Below are 15,789 nucleotides of genomic sequence, written 5' to 3'. Positions count from 1 at the left end.
ACCCTGGACCATGCCAACGGCGTCCTGATCCTGACGCCGGTCGCCATGAAGATGCCCGCCGGTCGCGAGCCCGAACTCTGGATCATTCCGGAGGGCCAGAAGGCGATCTCGCTGGGCATGCTGCCGACCGACGCGCCCCGGGCCATCCCCCTGCCCAAGGATCTGAAGGGCGCGGGGGCCTACACGGCGCTTCTGGCCGTCACTGACGAACCGCCGGGCGGGGCCCCCACGGGCGTGGCGACCGGCTCGGTCCGCGCCGCCGGCAAGTTCGCCAAGGCATAGCCCTCGCTAAGTAAGTAGTTTATGACTTATTCGCAGGCACCGGCAGTCATGGCTGGTGCCTGTCGAGGCATATGCGGCAGATCAGGGTCTGCCCCTGCCCTGGAGCGCGCAGGACCGTCGAACCTGCGTTACCAAGGCAGCCACGGCTAGAGCCTATGATTTAGAGCCTGCCCGCGACTCTGGAGGATGCCCTCCGGACCCGGCAAGCTCTAGCCCAGCTGCAGGTCGGAGCCAGGACGGGGTGAGCGAGTTCGAGATCGGCACGCAGGCGAAACGCCGCTGCGACCTGCTGGGGACGGGCCCCTTCAGCGAGGTTGAGGGTCAGCTGACCCGCCGCTTCCTGACCCCGGCCCATGCCCGGGCCCTCGACCAGCTGGCCGTCTGGATGGCTGAGGCGGGCATGAGCGTCCGCCGCGACGCCGCCGCTAACCTGATCGGTCGCTATGAAGCCGCAACCTCCGATGCCCCGGCCCTGCTGATCGGCTCGCATATCGACAGCGTCCGCAACGGCGGCCGTTATGACGGACCGCTCGGCATCCTGCTGGGCATCGATCTGGTCGAGGCCCTGCACAGGGCCGGCCGCCGCCTGCCGTTCGCCGTCGAGGTTGTGGCCTTCGGCGACGAGGAGGGCTCACGCTTCCCGGCCTCGATGAGCTGCAGCCGGGCTCTCGCCGGAACGCTTGATCCGGAAGCCGTCCTCGCCCTGCGCGACGCCGACGGCGTGACTCTGGCCGAGGCGTTCACGGCCTTCGGGCTCGATCCGGCCCGGATCACCGAGGCGGCGCGCAAGCGGTCGGAGGTCATCGCCTTCCTCGAAGCCCACATCGAACAGGGCCCGGTGCTGGAGGCCGAGGATCTGGCCCTCGGCGTCGTCACCGCCATCGCCGCCCAGAAGCGGCTGATCGTGAAGATCACCGGTACGGCCGGTCATGCCGGCACGACCCCGATGAACCTCCGCAAGGACCCTGGTCCCGCCGCCGCCGAGTGCATGCTGGCCCTGGAGCGCATCTGCCAGGCCGGAACCGACAATCTGGTCGGCACGGTCGGTCGCATGACCGCCCTGCCCGGGGCCTTCAACGTCATTCCCGGCGCGGTCGAATTCTCAATGGATATCCGCGCCGAAAACTCGGCCACCCGCGATGCGGCGGTCGAGGCGGTTACCGCCGAGATTCACGCCATCGCCGCGCGACGCGGCCTGGCGGCGTCGGTCACGCTGATGCAGGCGCTCTCTGAAAGCCCCTGCGACCCAGGCCTGACCACTCTGCTGGAAGCGGCGGTCGGCGACCTCGGCCTTCCCGCGCGCCGCCTGCCCTCAGGTGCCGGCCACGACGCCATGGTGATGGCCGACCTTTGCCCGACCGCCATGCTGTTCATCCGCTGCGAAGGCGGCATCAGCCACAACCCGGCCGAGTCGGTCACCGAGGCCGACTGCGCCCTGGCCGTCCGAGCCATGCTGGGGTTCGTGGACAAGCTGGCCGATCAGTTTTCCCGGCAAACTTCCTTGTCATCCCGGTCGGAGCGCGACAGCGCGGAGCGCCGGGACCCAGGGGCCACGCGCGCCGCCCCTGGGTCCCGGAGCGCCCCTTCGGGTCGTCCGGGATGACAAACTTATGGATCGTGACATGACCACCTTCGGCGAACTCGACCACCCGCCCCGCCTGCTGATGGGCCCCGGCCCGATCAACGTGCATCCCCGCGTGCTGCGCGCCATGTCGGTGCAGCTGCTGGGCCAGTTCGACCCGGAATTCACCGGTTACATGAACGAGACCATGGCCCTGTATCGCCAGGTCTTCCAGACGCAGAACCGCTGGACCTTCCTGATCGACGGCACCTCGCGGGCCGGGATCGAGGCGGCGCTGGTCTCGGTGCTGGCCCCGGGCGACGACGTGGTGGTGGTCAATGCCGGCCGCTTCGGGCTGCTGCTGTCGGAGATCGCCGAGCGCTGCGACGCGCGCGTCACCCTGGTCGAGGGCGAGTGGGGCAAGGTCATTGACCCGCAGGCCGTCGAGGACGCCGTGGCCCGGGTCAAGCCGCGCCTGGTGGCCTGCGTGCACGGCGACACCTCCACCACCATGGCCCAGCCGATCGAGGCCATTGGTGAGATCTGCCGCCGTCATGACGCCCTGCTTTATGTCGACGCCACCGCCACCCTGGCCGGCATGCCCTGCCCGGTCGACCAGTGGCAGGCCGACATCGTCACTGCCGGTCTGCAAAAGTGCCTTGGCGGTCCCTCCGGCTCGGCCCCGATCACGATCAGCGACCGCGCCGCCGAACACATCGCCGGCCGCAAGCATGTCGAGCGCGGCATCGCCACCGCAGGGGCGGTCAGCGGCAACGGCCGACGCATCGCCTCCAACTATTTCGACCTGGCGATGATCATGGACTACTGGTCCGACAAGCGCCTGAACCACCACACCGAGGCGGCCAGCATGCTGTACGCCGCCCGCGAATGCGCCCGCGTCGCTCTGGAGGAAGGCCTGGAGGCCCGCTTCGCCCGCCATGCCGCCGCCGGTGCCGCTGTGGTCGCCGGGGTCGAGGCCATGGGCCTGCAGGTCTATGGCGACCCGGCCCACAAGATGACCAACGTCACCGGCATCTGGATCCCGGACGGCGTCGACGGCGACCGAGTCCGGGCCCGCATGCGCACCGAGTTCGAGATCGAGATCGGCACCGCCTTCGGGCCCCTGACCGGCAAGATCTGGCGGATCGGGGCAATGGGGGTCAATGCGCGCAAGCACGCGGTGCTGACCACCCTGGCCGCGCTGGAGGCGGTGCTGCGGTGGGAAGGCTTCACAGCCACGCCGGGGGCTGGCGTGGATGCGGCGGCGGGGGTGTTTTCGTGATGGGCGCGGCAAGCTTTGTCTTCCCCCTAAGGGGGACGACCGCCCCCATAGGGGGCAGATGAGATGACGCACTACCCACGCGATCTCATCGGCTACGGTGCCAACCCGCCCCACGCCGCATGGCCCAACAACGCCCGCATCGCCGTGCAGTTCGTCCTCAATTACGAAGAGGGCGCCGAGCGGTCGATCCTGCATGGCGACCCCGCCTCCGAGTTCTTCCTGTCGGAGATGGTCGGGGCCCAGCCCATTCCGGGCATGCGCAACATGTCGATGGAGAGCCTCTACGAATACGGCTCGCGGGCCGGATTCTGGCGCATCCGGCGGCTGTTCGATGACCTGGGCCTGCCCCTGACCGTGTTCGGCGTCGCCCAGGCCATGGAGCGCCATCCCGACGCCGTCGAGGCGATGATGGAGTCCGGCTGGGAGATCGCAAGCCACGGCTATCGCTGGATCGACTACCAGCACTTTTCGCCGGACGAGGAGCTGGAGCACATCCAGAAAGCCATCGAGATCCAGGCCCGCCTGACCGGCACCCGGCCGCTGGGATGGTACCAGGGCCGCACCAGCCCCAACACCGCGCGGCTGATCGCCCAGGAAGGCGGCTTTCTCTACGACGCCGACAGCTATGCCGACGATCTGCCCTACTACGATGACCAGCACGGCCGCCCGCAGCTGATCGTGCCCTACACGCTGGAAGCCAATGACATGCGCTTCACGGCGGCCCAGGGCTTCAACACCGGCGAGCACTTCTTCACCTATCTGCGCGACGCCTTCGACGCCCTCTATGCCGAGGGCGAAACCGCGCCGAAAATGATGAGCATCGGACTCCACTGCCGGGTGGTCGGCAAGCCCGGCCGGATCCTTGGGCTGAGGCGCTTCCTTGAGCACGTGATGGCCCATGACCGGGTCTGGGTGGCCCGGCGCATCGACATCGCGCGGCACTGGATCAAGACCCATCCGTATGGGGAGACGGCATGAGTGCTTCCTCCATTTCCCCGTCATCCCGCGCCTTGTGCGCGGGACCCATGGTTCAGCTTCCTCGTGAGAGCGTGATCATCCCCTCAGCTGCGACGGACATATGGGTCCCGCGCATGAAGCGCGGGATGACGGGATTGGAACGGGGGACCCCATGAGCGGTGCCCCGCCCCTGACGCTGGCGCGTCTCAACAGCATGAACCGGACAGGCTTTACCACCGCCCTGGGCTTTGCGTTCGAGCTGTCGCCCTGGGTGGTCGAGCGCGCCTGGGACGAGCGGCCGTTCACCAGCCTCGCCGCGATGCACGACGGGATGATGGCGGTGCTGGGAGCCTCCTCCACGGCCGACAAGCTGGCCCTGATCCGCGCCCACCCCGAACTGGCCGGCAAGGCCGCCATCGCCAAAGCCCTGACCGCAGAGAGCAACGCCGAGCAAGCCAGCGCCGGGCTCGACAGGCTGACGCCGGAGGAATTCGAGCGCTTCCACCAGCTCAACAGCGCCTATGCCGCCCGCTTCGGCTTCCCGTTCATCATCGCCGTGCGGCTGAACGACAAGGCCTCGATCCTGGCGGCCATGCAGGCTCGCCTCAACAACGATGAGGCCCGCGAGATCGCCGAGGCGATCACCCAGATCGGCCATATCTCCAGACTTCGACTGCAAGACGCGGTGCGCGCCTGATGGACTATGATTTCGCCGCCTGGGCCGGCCTGGCGCTTCGCTGGCTGCACGTCATCGCCGGCGTCGCCTGGATCGGCGCGTCGTTCTATTTCGTCTGGCTAGACAACAACCTGCGGCCGCCCGTCCCGGAAAAAGAAGGCGTGAAGGGTGAGCTGTGGGCCGTCCACGGCGGGGGCTTCTACCATTCGCAGAAGTACATGACGGCCCCGCCGCACATGCCCGACCACCTGCACTGGTTCAAATGGGAGGCCTACACCACCTGGCTGTCGGGTTTTGCCCTGCTGATCGTGCTCTACTATGTGGGCGCGCCGGTCTATCTGATCGACACGGCCCGGCATGCCTTCACCCAGTGGGGGGCCATCGGAACAGGCCTGGCCTTCATCTTCGGCGGCCTTCTGGTCTATGAGGCCCTGTGCCGCTCGCCGCTGGGCCAGCGTCCCCGGCTGTTCGGACTGGTCTGGTTCCTGACCCTGACGGCGGCCGCCTGGGCCTTGACCCGGCTGTTCAGCGACCGGGGAGCCTTCATCCATGTCGGGGCGATCATCGGCACCTGCATGGTCGGCAACGTCTTCCTGATCATTATCCCCAACCAGCGCAAGATCGTCGCCGACATGCTGGCCGGCCGGCCGGTCGATCCACGGCTGGGGGCCATGGGCAAGCAGCGCTCGGTCCACAACACCCACATGACCCTGCCGGTCATCTTCATCATGATCAGCAACCACGCCCCGATGGTCACCGGCCATCCGCTGGCCTGGCTGCTGCTGGCCGTGATCAGCGCAGCGGGCGTGTCGATCCGCTACTTCTTCATCCTCAAGCACCACGGGGTGATCCGGCACGACTTCCTGTTCTACGGAGCCCTGCTGTTCTTTGCCGCCACGGCGATCGCCAGTGGCAAGCCCGCGCCCGAAGACGCGGCCATGTCGGCCGTTCCGTTCAATACGGCCCAGGCCATTGTCGACAAGCACTGCGTGACGTGCCACAGCCCAACCCCCACCCATAAGGGTTTCAGGGCTCCGCCCAACGGCGCGACCTTCGATACGCCCGAGCATCTCCAGAAGTATGCCGGCAAGATCCAGGAGCGCGCCGTGGAGACCAGCAGCATGCCGCTGGGCAATGAGACCGGAATGACCGACGCCGAACGCGCCCAGCTGGGTGCCTGGATTAAGCAGGGAGCCAAGATCCCGTGACCGACGCCGCCGTCCTCGACGCCGTGGAAACCCTGCCCGAGCAGGCCCCCGCGCCGCGCAAGCGTGACGCCGAACGCACTCGCAAGGCCATCCTTTCGGCCGCGCTCAAGGAGTTCTCCCAGGCCGGGTTCGCCGGGGCCCGGATCGAGCGGATCGTCAAGGCCGCCAAGTGCAATATCCGGATGCTCTACCACTATTTCGGCGACAAGAAGGGCCTCTACCTGGCCGTTCTGGAGTCAGCCTATGTCGATCTGCGGGCTCGTGAGGCCGAGCTGAAGATCGACTTCGACCGGCCGCTGGACGGCCTGCTGGACCTGCAGCGCTTCACCTTCGAGTACTTTGAAAAGAACCCGCGCTTCGAAGGCCTGCTCCGCAATGAAAACCTGATGCAGGGCAAGTTCGTGGCCCAGTCGCGGATGGTCACGGAGACGGCCTTCCCCCTGCGCCGGACCATCGAGCGCCTGATCGAAAGCGGCCAGCGCCAGGGCCTGTTCGGGCCGGACCTCGACCCGGTGCAGCTCTATGTGACGATCGCGGCGCTGAGCCGCTTCCACCTGGCCAACGGCTATTCGCTGTCGGTCACGCTGGACACCGACATGGCCACCGCCGAGTGGCGCAAGGCCCGGCTCGGCCATGCCCTGGCCCTGCTGAAGGGCTATCTGACGGCTGGCGCACCCGGCCCCCGGTGACGGGATAAAGGCGCTGGCGAAGCAGGGCTGCACCATGCAAGGCTATGGGAGCGCTACCACGCGCTCACTGCGAGAGTCTCATGTCCACAAGCCGCCTGCTCAGTCCGTCCCGCCGCACAACCCTGGCCGGGCTTGCCGGCGTTGCGATGTCGGGCCTTCAGGGGGGCAGCGCACAAGCCTTTGAGGCCAGCTACCGTTGGCGAAACGTCAGGGTCGGCGGCGGCGGCTTCATCCCCGGAGTCGTCTTCAGCCGCGCCGAGAAAGGCCTGGCCTATCTGCGCTCGGACATGGGCGGAGCCTACCGCTGGGAAGCCGCCGCCAGCCGCTGGATCCCGCTTCTCGACAATCAGGCGCAAGGCAGCTGGCAGGGCGTCGAAAGCGTGGCTCCCGATCCACTTGATCCGGACGTCGTCTATCTGGCGGTCGGCATGGGCCGTCGCGATCCGGCCGCCATCCTGCGGTCGGCCAATCGCGGCATCGACTGGACCATCGCCGAGGTGCAGTTCCGGATGGGCGGCAACGAGGACGGCCGCGGCCTGGGCGAACGTCTGGCGATCGACCCCAACGACACGCGGATCCTGTTGTTCGGCTCCCGCCATGACGGCCTGCAGCGCAGCGAGGACCACGGTCGGTCCTGGCAAAAAGTAGAGGGATTTCCCCATGCCGGGCTTGGTCTGAACGCCTGGCCGCAGCCGACCCATGGCGGGGTGTCGTTCGTGGTCTTCGACCCGCGCAGTGGCCGGCCGGGCCAGGGCTCGCGGACCCTGTTTGCCGGGATCGCCGATCCGGTCAGTGACCGCCTGTGGCGCAGCGATGATGCCGGCGCGACCTGGAAACCGGTCCCCGCGCCGCACGCCCTGCTGCCCTGCAAGGCCGAACTCGACACGACCGGCAGTCTCTTCGTCACCTACAGCAATGGGATCGGCCCCAACGGGATCACCGACGGCGCGGTCTGGCGTCTGGATACGGCGAGCGGGACCTGGACCGACATCACGCCGGTCAGGCCGACCGCCAACAAGGGCGGTGGCTTCATGGGCATCGCGCTCGACCCGCAGGTGCCCGGCACCGTGGCCGTGACCAGCCTGAACCGCTGGAACCCGCACGACACCCTCTGGCGGTCGACCGACGGCGGGAAGAGCTGGGCGGACGCCTGGCCGGTGTCGCACCGCGACGTCGAGACGACACCCTTCCTCTACTGGGGCGAGGCGGAGGCCGACTTCGGCTGGTGGATGGCGGGCCTGGCCATCGATCCGTTCGACAGTGAGTTCGCCTGCTACACCACCGGCGCGACGATCTATGCCACCCGCGAGTTCTCGAAGGTCTCGCGCGGCGAGACAACGACCTGGTTTCCGTGGGTCGAGGGGATCGAGCAGACGGCGATCATCACCCTGACCAGTCTGCCGGAGGGCCCGGCCCTGCTGAGTGGCTTCGGCGACATCTCCGGCTTTGTGCACGACGACCTGACCGCCTCGCCAAGGGTGCAGTTCACCAACCCGGTGTTTGGCAACACCAACACCATCGACTTTGCCGGCAAGGCTCCGGCCGTTGTCGTCCGCAGCGGTACGCCCCATCAGCGCCATGGCGGTCCGACCCTGGCCTGGTCGCAGGATCACGGGCGCTCCTGGCAGCCCCTCACTGCGCCGAGCCTTGCCGATGCCCCCGACCCGCCGGGCAAAACCGGGCGGAGCCGCAAGGATCTGCATCAGGATGCGGCCATCACCGTCAGCGCCGACGGGGCCACCTTCATGGTCATGACCGCCGTGCCCCAGATCACCCGGAACCGGGGCGGGAGCTGGGCGCGCGCCCGGGGCCTGCCCGTCTGGGCCCGGCCCGTGGCCGACCGCGTCGCTCCGGAGGCCTTCTATGCCCTGGACTTTGCCACCGGCGAGCTGTTCGTCAGCCGCGACGGCGGTGCGGGTTTTGACCGCCAACCGACCTCAGGCCTGCCCGACATCTCTGCCGATCGCCCCTCCTGGCGCGAGGTGGCCTGGCCGCTGATCGCCGCTCCGGGTCACAAGGGCCGTCTGTGGTTCATCTCGCAAAAGGGCCTCTACCGCTCGCTTGACGGCGGCGGCCGCTTTGAGCGCGTCGCCAGTGACGTCACGGTCGAGGCCCTGTCCCTCGGCGCGCCGCCGCCGGGCCGCACGGCACCCGTGCTCTATGCCATCGGCCGGCGCGGCGACCTGCGGGCCCTCTGGCGATCGGACGATGACGGCCGGTCGTGGATCCGGATCAACGACGCCCGCCATGAATATGGACGCCGGTTCCGCTGCCTCGCGGCCGATCTGCAGCACTATGGCCGGGTCTATGTCGGCACCGACGGGCGCGGCATCCTGGTCGGCGATCCTGCCCTTTAGGGACCCTCGGCTGGAGCCGCTCTAGGCCGCCGGCTTGGTAGCCAGGGGCGGACCGCTGAACTCGGTCTCGATGGCGACAGTCACCGCGTCGCTGACCCCCATGGTGGTGCCGGGGGCCGGAACGCCATAGGCGATGCCGAAGTCCGAGCGGTTGAAGCTGCCCTTGGCCGAGAAGCCGATCCGGGCGTGCGGGTCCATCGGATGACCGGCATAGCCGCCGTTGAAGGTCACATCCAGAACGACCGGCCGGGTGACGCCGTGCAGGCTGAAATCGCCGGTGACCATGGCCGTGTTCGCGCCGGTGACCTCGACCTTGGTCGACTTGAAGGTGATGGCCGGGAACTGGCCGGCATCCAGCCATTGCGGCCCGGTCAGCTCGTCCTTGAAGCCGGCCGGGGGGCTGGGCAGCGTCAGGGAGCGCGGATCGATCGTCGCTTCCAGGGTCGAGGCCTCAGGTCGGGCCGGGTCAAAGGTCAGGCGGGCGTCAAAGGCCGAGAAGGCAGCGGTATAGTGCGAGAAGCCCAAGTGGTTCAGCGTGAAGACCAGGGACGCATGGCTCTTGTCGAGCGTGTAGGCCCCGGCGGGAACGTCGGGGATGGCCGGCTTGGCCGCGGCGGGCGGGGGGGCCGAGGCCGGCTCCACGGGCTTGGGCGAACAGGCGACCAAGGCCAGCAGGGCCGTCGCGGCGAGTAGCGTCTTCATGGCAGGTCCCCGTTCGTCGCGTTCCCCACGCGCATGCTGAGCGGCAGTCGAAGCCACCCGGCCGCGCGGGTCAATGGCGATCCTGCCGGGCCGGCCTAGAAAAGCACCCCATTCTCCAGCAGCGCGTGCACGCCCTTCTCGCCGTTGACGGTCTGGGTGACCCGGAAATCCACGGCTAGCGAGCAGAACTGGTAGGCTTGGACGCGGGTCAGGCTGGACCGGGCCGTGATGAAATCGATCATGTTCCGCAGGGCCTGCTTCATTGCCAGATCCAGGTCCTCGTGAAAGCCCATGATGATGAAGTGGGTCGGGGTCTCGGCCCTCGGCCAGGTCGCGGGCCCAAGGTCGGCGGCCTTGTGCAGAATGAAGCGGAACGTCCCGGTCAGGCCCATCTCCAGCGCATTGACGCAGACCTCGCCGTCGCCCTGGCGGCCGTGGCCGTCGCCGACCGAGAAATTGGCACCCGGCACCCAGACCGGCAGATAGAGGGTCGCGCCGGCCCCCAGCTCCTTGTTGTCCATATTGCCGCCGTGCTCGCGCGGCTCGCGGCTGGACAGGCGGCCATAACGCGGCGGCGGGGCCACGCCCATGGTGCCGAAGAACGGCTTCAGCGGCAGGGTCGGCCCCCAGGCGGGCTTGCAGGTCCCGGCCAGGCGGTCCACCGCGATATGGCTGACATAGCGGTCCGGGAAGTCCTCGGGCAGGGTCCCGGCCAGGGGCCGCACGGCGCAATAGCCCCAGTCAGCATTGGGCTCGACGGCTTCGATGCGGACCTCCAGCGTGTCGCCGGGTTCCGCGCCACGGATCGCGACGGGACCGGTCAGGATATGCGGCCCGATCCGTTCGGGCCGGCTGTCATGGATCGCCTGCAGGGCCGGCGGGATCACCAGACCGCTGGTGGCCTCCGGCATCACCTCGACGCCGCCCGAGACGCAGTCGAAGGTCACGCTGTCGCCCGATGCCACCGTCAGCACCGGGGCGAAGGCCGCATCGAACATCCCGAAACGAATGGTCTCGGGGGTCGAGGCCAGATGGTGGTGCGCCATGAAGTAAGCCTTCTATTACAAGACTTCACTCGACGCCGTTTGCGGCCATGGCCCAAGGCGTCCGGGGCGGCGGCGGTTGCGAAAGACCGTCCCTGCCTCCGGTCTGGGCGTTTGTGGCGCGGTTTGTCCACCTGGCGAGCGACCGGGCTGGACAGGTCAGGCCGGCGTGGGCGCACTAGCCTTGCCCGGCAACGCCGGTATATGAAGAAATTTCTTACTTGTGGAGCCCGCCGGCATGGCGATCGACGCCGAAACCAAGGCCTTTCTCGACCTCACCGACGGCGACATCGCGGCCTGGGCCCAGGACCGCGCCGCCGCCGTGGGCCTGACCCTGCCCGAGGCGACCCTGCCGGCCGTTCACGAGAATCTGGCCCTGCTGCGCACCCAGACGGCCCTGTTCATCGCGGCCCTCGGCGATCAGGCGGCCGAGCCGCCCGCAGCGGCGTTCGAGCCATGAGCCCGGCAAACGCCCTTGAAACGGCTGCCGCCGTCCGCTCCGGCCGGACCACTGCCCGGGCCAGTGTCGAAGCGGCCCTGGTCCGGGTCGAGCGCGGCAATCCGGTGCTGAACGCCTTCACGGCCGTGCTGGCCGAGCGGGCCCTGGCCCGGGCCGACGCCCTCGATGCCCGCATCGCTCGGGGCGAAGGGGTCGGGGCGCTGGCCGGCGTGCCCTTTGCCGTCAAGAACCTGTTCGACATCGCCGGCCTGCCCACCCTGGCCGGATCAAAGATCCGCTGCGCGGCCCCTCCCCCGTCGGACGATGCGACCCTGATCCAGCGCCTTGAAGCGGCCGATGCGATCCTGGTCGGCGCGCTGAACATGGACGAGTTCGCCTATGGCTTCGTCACCGAAAACGCCCATGACGGCCCGACCCGCAATCCGCATGACAAGACCCGGATCGCCGGCGGCTCGTCCGGTGGATCGGCGGCGGCTGTGGCCGGCGGGATGGTGCCGCTGAGCCTGGGCTCGGATACGAATGGCTCGATCCGCATCCCGGCCAGCCTGTGCGGGATCTTCGGGCTGAAGCCCACCTGGGGCCGGCTGTCGCGCCAGGGCGTCTTCCCCTTTGTCGAGAGCCTCGATCACGCCGGGGCCTTCGCCCGGACGGTCGAGGACCTGGCCCTGGCCTATGACCTGATGCAGGGGGCCGACCCGGACGGCGATCCTGCCTGCCGGCGAGCAGCAGAGCCGGTGGCCGAAGCCCTGGCCGATCTGGCGGATCGCCCCCTGCGGGTCGGCGTGCTGGGCGGCTGGTTCGCCCAGGGGGCTTTTCCGGAGGTCCTTTCGGCCCTCGACAGCGTCGCCGAAGCCCTGGGGGCCCGCGACCGGGTCATCCTGCCGCGGGCCCAGGCGGCGCGGGCCGCCGCCTTCTGCCTGACCCCGGTCGAGGCGGCCGAGCTGCATCTGGCCGATCTCAAGACCTCGGCGATGGACTATGACCCGGCAGTGCGCGACCGGTTGCTGGCCGGGGCCCTGCTGCCGCACGGTGTGGCCCGGGCCGCCCAGCGCTACCGGACCGTCTTCCGCGACGAGGTGCGCCGGGCCTTCGAGCAGTTCGACATCCTGCTGGCCCCGGCCTCCGTCTGTCCGGCCCCGGGCATCGGGCAGACGACCATGGAGATGGGCGGCCAGCCGGTGTCGGTCCGCAAGAACCTCGGCGCCTTCACCCAGCCGATCAGCTATATCGGCCTGCCGGTCCTGACAGCCCCCGTGAACCGTCCTGGCCAGCTGCCGATTGGCGTCCAGATAATCGCCCCGGCCTGGCGCGAGGATCTGGCCCTGGCCACCGGCCTGAAACTGCAACGTCTGGGCGTCGCCGCCGCCCATGCCCCTCCGGAGTGGCCATGATCCTCAACACCCCCGACGTTCTGGCGGAAGTCACGGCCGCCGTGGACGCCTATGAAGCCGCCCTGATGACCAACGACCTCGCAGCGCTGGACGGGGCCTTCTGGGACGCGCCCCATACCGTGCGGCTGGGCGTGACCGAGAACCTGTACGGTTTTGCCGAGATCGCCGCCTTCCGGGTCGGACGGACCGGCGGATCGCCGCCCCGGACCCGCCTGCGGACCGAGATCACTACCTTCGGAAACGACCTTGCCGTCGCCCATGTCGAGTTCCGGCGTGATGGGTCAGACACGACGGGCCGCCAGAGCCAGACCTGGATCCGGACGCCCGAGGGCTGGAAGGTCGCGTCCGCCCATGTCTCCCTCCTGCAGGCCGGAACGGACCACCGTCTCGCCCCGCCGGCCCAAATCCGCTAGAGCCACGTCATGACCCAACCGACCAAGATCATTTTCGACACCGATCCCGGCATCGACGACGCCATGGCCCTGCTGTTCATCGAGGCCAGCCCGGACCTCGATCTGGTCGCGGTCACGACCATTTTCGGCAATTCGGATATCGAGACCACCACCCGCAATGCGCTGTACATGAAGCAGCGCTTCGGTCTGACGGCCCCGATCTACAAGGGCACCGACAAGCCGCTGGTGCGCCCGCGCAATCCGTCGCCGACCTTCGTCCACGGCGAGAATGGCCTCGGCGATGTGGAGCTGACCGGCCTGGTGCCGGCAAAGCCCGAGGCCAAGCCGGCCCATCAGGCCATCATCGACCTGGCCCGCCAGTTTCCGGGCGAGGTAGTGCTGTGTGCCGTCGGCCCCCTGACCAACCTGGCGCTCGCCCTGCAGGCCGATCCGGAGGTCGCCAGCCTCCTGAAGTCGGTGGTGATCATGGGCGGGGCGTTTGGTCTGGCGGGCAAGCCCGGCAATGTCACGCCGGTGGCCGAGGCCAATATCTGGAACGATCCCGAGGCCGCCGACCAGGTGTTCACCGCTCCCTGGCCGCTCACCGCCATCAGCCTCGACGTGACCACCCAGGTGGTGATGTCGCCCGACTATATGCAGGCCCTGGAAGCCTCGGCCGGCGATGCAGGCGCGTTCCTGAACGCGATCTCAAAGCCCTATGCCGCCTTCTACGGCAGCCGCGACGGCGTGGTCGGCTGCTGCGTCCATGATGCGGCGGCAGTCGCCTTCGTGATCGACCCGACCCTGTTCACCCTGCAGCGCGGCTCGGTGCGGGTGCTGACCGAAGGCATCGGGCTGGGCCAGACCTGCCTGAAGGCCGAGGGCGAGCTGTTTGGCCCGTCGGCCTGGGACGACCAGCCGATCCAGGCCGTCAGCGTCGCCGTCGACGAGGCCCGTCTGCTGAAGCTCTATCGCGAGACCCTGCTGGCCGCCAACGCTGCCTGAGGCCTCTGGACAACTCAAGGGTAGTCAGGCCAGATACTCGCCTTTCAGGTGTGAGGGCGAGATGGTCAGCGCACGATCCCTGGGCGTGTCCGACGCCGCCCCGGCGGCGCACCAACTGGGACACCGCCAGCGGCTGCGTCAGCGGGCCCTGGCCGGTGGTCTGCCGGCCCTGCCCGACTATGAGCTTCTCGAACTCTACCTGTTCCGCTCGTTTGCCCGGGGTGACGTCAAGCCGCTGGCCAAGGCGCTGCTGAACCGCTTCGGTTCGTTCGGCGCGGTCATCGGTGCCTCCGTCGAGGAGCTGAAGACAGTCCCCGGGATCGGCGAGAGTGCCGCCATCGACCTCAAGCTGCTGCATGAAGCGGCCCTGCGGGCAGGCCGCGACAAGATCGCCAAGCGGACGGTGATCTCCTCGTGGAGCGCCCTGCTGGCCTATGTCCGCGTCGCCCTGGCCAACGAGCCGCGCGAACAGTTCCGGGTGCTGTTCCTGGACAAGAAGAACCAGCTGATCGCCGACGAGATCATGAACCGCGGCACGGTCGACCATGCACCGGTCTATCCGCGCGAGGTAATGCGGCGGGCCCTGGAACTGTCCAGCAGCAGCATCATCCTGCTGCACAATCACCCCAGCGGCGACCCGACTCCGTCGCGGCCCGACATCGACATGACCCGGCAGATCGTCGAGGCGGGCCGGGCGCTGAAGATCAGTGTTCATGACCATCTGGTGGTGGGGCGCGAGGGTGTGGCCAGCTTCAAGGCGCTGGGGCTGATGTGACGACGGGGAAGCCGCTTTGCCTTGACGCCCTCTCACAGGTCCGCAAGCCTGATGCCTCAAGTCTGCGTCCTTTCCCCCGGAGCCCCGATGTCCCGTCGCCTGCTGACTGTCCTTCTCGGCTCCGCCGCCCTGCTCGCCACTGCCGCCTCGGCCGCGACTCCGCCCCCGCCGAAGCCGGTGGTGGCCAAGGCCGACATGGCCGCCCACCAGAAGATGCTGACCCTCGACACCCACCTGGATACGCCCGAGCACTTCGCCCGGCCCGGCTGGAGCATGATGGACGACCATGAGGTCCATCTGGACGGCAGCCAGGTGGACCTGCCGCGCATGAAGGCCGGTGGTCTCGATGGCGGCTTCTTCGTGATCTATACCGGCCAGGGCGACCTGACGGCTGAAGGCTACCGCTACGCCCGCGACTTTGCCCTCAAGCGGGCGGTCGACATCCGGGAAATGGTCGCCGCCCACCCGGACGCCTTCGAGCTGGCCTTTACGCCGGAGGATGCTGTCCGGATCAACAAGGCCGGCAAGGCCTTTGCCTTCCAGAGCATCGAAAACAGCTGGCCGATGGGTGAGGACCTCACCCTGATGCAGACCTTCTACCAGGCCGGCGTGCGCATGGCCGGGCCGGTTCACTTCCGCAACAACCAGTTCGCCGACAGCTCGACCGATCCCAAGGGCAAGATCTGGAACGGCTATTCGCCGCTCGGCCTGCGCTGGCTGGCCGAGGCCAACCGGCTGGGCATCCTGATCGATGTCAGCCACGCCTCGGACGAGGTCGTCGACCAGTCCGTGGCCCTGTCCAAGGTGCCGGTCATCGCCTCGCACTCGGGGGCCAAAGCGATCTTCGACCACCCGCGCAATCTCGATGACGCCCGTATCCGCAAGATCGCCGAGAGCGGCGGCGCGATCTGCATCAACTCGGTCTATCTGGTCGCGTCGGCGGCCCCCAGCCCCGAGCGCAAGGCCGCCCTGGACGCCCTGCCCCGGCCGCCCCGCGACGAGGCCACCC

Annotated in this window: 15 protein-coding genes and 1 pseudogene; 14 read left to right on the top strand and 2 right to left on the bottom strand. The window is 68.5% G+C overall.

From position 1 onward, the window contains the following. The 8 genes and pseudogenes from DBR10_RS14295 to DBR10_RS14260 form a co-directional block, all read left to right on the top strand. The coding region (locus tag DBR10_RS14295; RefSeq protein WP_199225343.1) for an anti-sigma factor domain-containing protein at nucleotides 1-282 on the top strand (282 nt) is incomplete at its 5' end. A gap of 241 nt (nucleotides 283-523) precedes the next feature. Continuing rightward, nucleotides 524-1,759, top strand: a pseudogene (locus DBR10_RS14290) (allantoate amidohydrolase); the annotation flags it as partial. 133 nt (nucleotides 1,760-1,892) lie between these two features. Further along, a complete protein-coding gene (locus DBR10_RS14285; RefSeq protein WP_199223507.1) occupies nucleotides 1,893-3,125 on the top strand; it encodes a pyridoxal-phosphate-dependent aminotransferase family protein in 1,233 nt (410 codons plus the stop codon). A 63-nt stretch (nucleotides 3,126-3,188) separates the two neighbouring features. After that, nucleotides 3,189-4,103 (top strand): allantoinase PuuE, encoded by a 915-nt coding sequence (gene puuE, locus DBR10_RS14280; RefSeq protein ID WP_108556449.1) that lies wholly within the window; start codon nucleotides 3,189-3,191, stop codon nucleotides 4,101-4,103. Nucleotides 4,104-4,254: 151 nt separating this feature from the next. Further along, nucleotides 4,255-4,779, top strand: coding sequence for a 2-oxo-4-hydroxy-4-carboxy-5-ureidoimidazoline decarboxylase (gene uraD, locus DBR10_RS14275; protein ID WP_108504607.1), 525 nt, complete (start codon nucleotides 4,255-4,257; stop codon nucleotides 4,777-4,779). Beyond that, on the top strand, nucleotides 4,779-5,966 hold the full coding sequence (locus DBR10_RS14270; RefSeq protein WP_108504606.1) for a urate hydroxylase PuuD: 1,188 nt from the start codon (nucleotides 4,779-4,781) through the stop codon (nucleotides 5,964-5,966). Before uraD ends, DBR10_RS14270 begins: the two co-directional genes overlap by 1 nt. Next, nucleotides 5,963-6,655, top strand: a complete 693-nt coding sequence (locus DBR10_RS14265; RefSeq protein WP_108490409.1) for a TetR family transcriptional regulator — start codon at nucleotides 5,963-5,965, stop codon at nucleotides 6,653-6,655. The genes DBR10_RS14270 and DBR10_RS14265 overlap by 4 nt, the downstream gene beginning before the upstream one ends. A gap of 80 nt (nucleotides 6,656-6,735) precedes the next feature. Next, complete coding sequence (locus DBR10_RS14260; RefSeq protein WP_108504605.1) at nucleotides 6,736-9,012, top strand: sialidase family protein; 2,277 nt, start codon at nucleotides 6,736-6,738, stop codon at nucleotides 9,010-9,012. Between the two features lie 21 nt (nucleotides 9,013-9,033). Here DBR10_RS14260 and DBR10_RS14255 read toward each other — a convergent pair whose 3' ends face one another. Together DBR10_RS14255 and DBR10_RS14250 are read right to left on the bottom strand one after the other, a co-directional pair. Continuing rightward, nucleotides 9,034-9,714 carry a YceI family protein gene (locus DBR10_RS14255; protein WP_108556448.1) on the bottom strand — a complete coding sequence of 227 codons (681 nt, stop codon included), beginning with the start codon at nucleotides 9,712-9,714 and terminating at the stop codon, nucleotides 9,034-9,036. Between the two features lie 95 nt (nucleotides 9,715-9,809). Continuing rightward, nucleotides 9,810-10,760: an acetamidase/formamidase family protein gene (locus tag DBR10_RS14250; protein ID WP_199223469.1), complete on the bottom strand. Its 951-nt coding sequence runs from the start codon at nucleotides 10,758-10,760 to the stop codon at nucleotides 9,810-9,812. 235 nt (nucleotides 10,761-10,995) lie between these two features. Here DBR10_RS14250 and DBR10_RS14245 point away from each other — a divergent pair, with 235 nt between their 5' ends. The 6 genes from DBR10_RS14245 to DBR10_RS14220 form a co-directional block, all read left to right on the top strand. Continuing rightward, on the top strand, nucleotides 10,996-11,217 hold the full coding sequence (locus tag DBR10_RS14245; RefSeq protein WP_199223468.1) for a hypothetical protein: 222 nt from the start codon (nucleotides 10,996-10,998) through the stop codon (nucleotides 11,215-11,217). After that, nucleotides 11,214-12,608 (top strand): AtzE family amidohydrolase, encoded by a 1,395-nt coding sequence (locus tag DBR10_RS14240; RefSeq protein WP_108504090.1) that lies wholly within the window; start codon nucleotides 11,214-11,216, stop codon nucleotides 12,606-12,608. The genes DBR10_RS14245 and DBR10_RS14240 overlap by 4 nt, the downstream gene beginning before the upstream one ends. Continuing rightward, nucleotides 12,605-13,021 (top strand): oxalurate catabolism protein HpxZ, encoded by a 417-nt coding sequence (gene hpxZ / locus DBR10_RS14235; RefSeq protein ID WP_108504089.1) that lies wholly within the window; start codon nucleotides 12,605-12,607, stop codon nucleotides 13,019-13,021. The genes DBR10_RS14240 and hpxZ overlap by 4 nt, the downstream gene beginning before the upstream one ends. 9 nt (nucleotides 13,022-13,030) lie before the next feature. Continuing rightward, entirely contained in the window at nucleotides 13,031-14,005 is a 975-nt protein-coding gene (locus tag DBR10_RS14230; protein ID WP_108489589.1) for a nucleoside hydrolase, read from the top strand. 61 nt (nucleotides 14,006-14,066) lie between these two features. Continuing rightward, on the top strand, nucleotides 14,067-14,780 hold the full coding sequence (gene radC / locus DBR10_RS14225; RefSeq protein ID WP_108489588.1) for a RadC family protein: 714 nt from the start codon (nucleotides 14,067-14,069) through the stop codon (nucleotides 14,778-14,780). A gap of 87 nt (nucleotides 14,781-14,867) precedes the next feature. After that, the coding region (locus tag DBR10_RS14220) for a dipeptidase (RefSeq protein ID WP_108556447.1) at nucleotides 14,868-15,789 on the top strand (922 nt) is incomplete at its 3' end.

This window comes from Caulobacter sp. HMWF025, from assembly GCF_003060965.1.
Classification (GTDB): Bacteria; Pseudomonadota; Alphaproteobacteria; order Caulobacterales; family Caulobacteraceae; genus Caulobacter.
This window is presented reverse-complemented; position numbering and strand designations above follow the sequence as displayed.

Coding starts and splice junctions, on each gene's coding strand:
- DBR10_RS14255 (WP_108556448.1), bottom strand. CDS start 9,714: ATGAAGACGCTACTCGCCGCGACGGCCCTGCTGGCCTTGGTCGCCTGT.
- DBR10_RS14230 (WP_108489589.1), top strand. CDS start 13,031: ATGACCCAACCGACCAAGATCATTTTCGACACCGATCCCGGCATCGAC.
- puuE (WP_108556449.1), top strand. CDS start 3,189: ATGACGCACTACCCACGCGATCTCATCGGCTACGGTGCCAACCCGCCC.
- DBR10_RS14260 (WP_108504605.1), top strand. CDS start 6,736: ATGTCCACAAGCCGCCTGCTCAGTCCGTCCCGCCGCACAACCCTGGCC.
- uraD (WP_108504607.1), top strand. CDS start 4,255: ATGAGCGGTGCCCCGCCCCTGACGCTGGCGCGTCTCAACAGCATGAAC.
- DBR10_RS14285 (WP_199223507.1), top strand. CDS start 1,893: ATGGATCGTGACATGACCACCTTCGGCGAACTCGACCACCCGCCCCGC.
- DBR10_RS14240 (WP_108504090.1), top strand. CDS start 11,214: ATGAGCCCGGCAAACGCCCTTGAAACGGCTGCCGCCGTCCGCTCCGGC.
- radC (WP_108489588.1), top strand. CDS start 14,067: ATGGTCAGCGCACGATCCCTGGGCGTGTCCGACGCCGCCCCGGCGGCG.
- DBR10_RS14250 (WP_199223469.1), bottom strand. CDS start 10,760: ATGGCGCACCACCATCTGGCCTCGACCCCCGAGACCATTCGTTTCGGG.
- hpxZ (WP_108504089.1), top strand. CDS start 12,605: ATGATCCTCAACACCCCCGACGTTCTGGCGGAAGTCACGGCCGCCGTG.
- DBR10_RS14270 (WP_108504606.1), top strand. CDS start 4,779: ATGGACTATGATTTCGCCGCCTGGGCCGGCCTGGCGCTTCGCTGGCTG.
- DBR10_RS14245 (WP_199223468.1), top strand. CDS start 10,996: ATGGCGATCGACGCCGAAACCAAGGCCTTTCTCGACCTCACCGACGGC.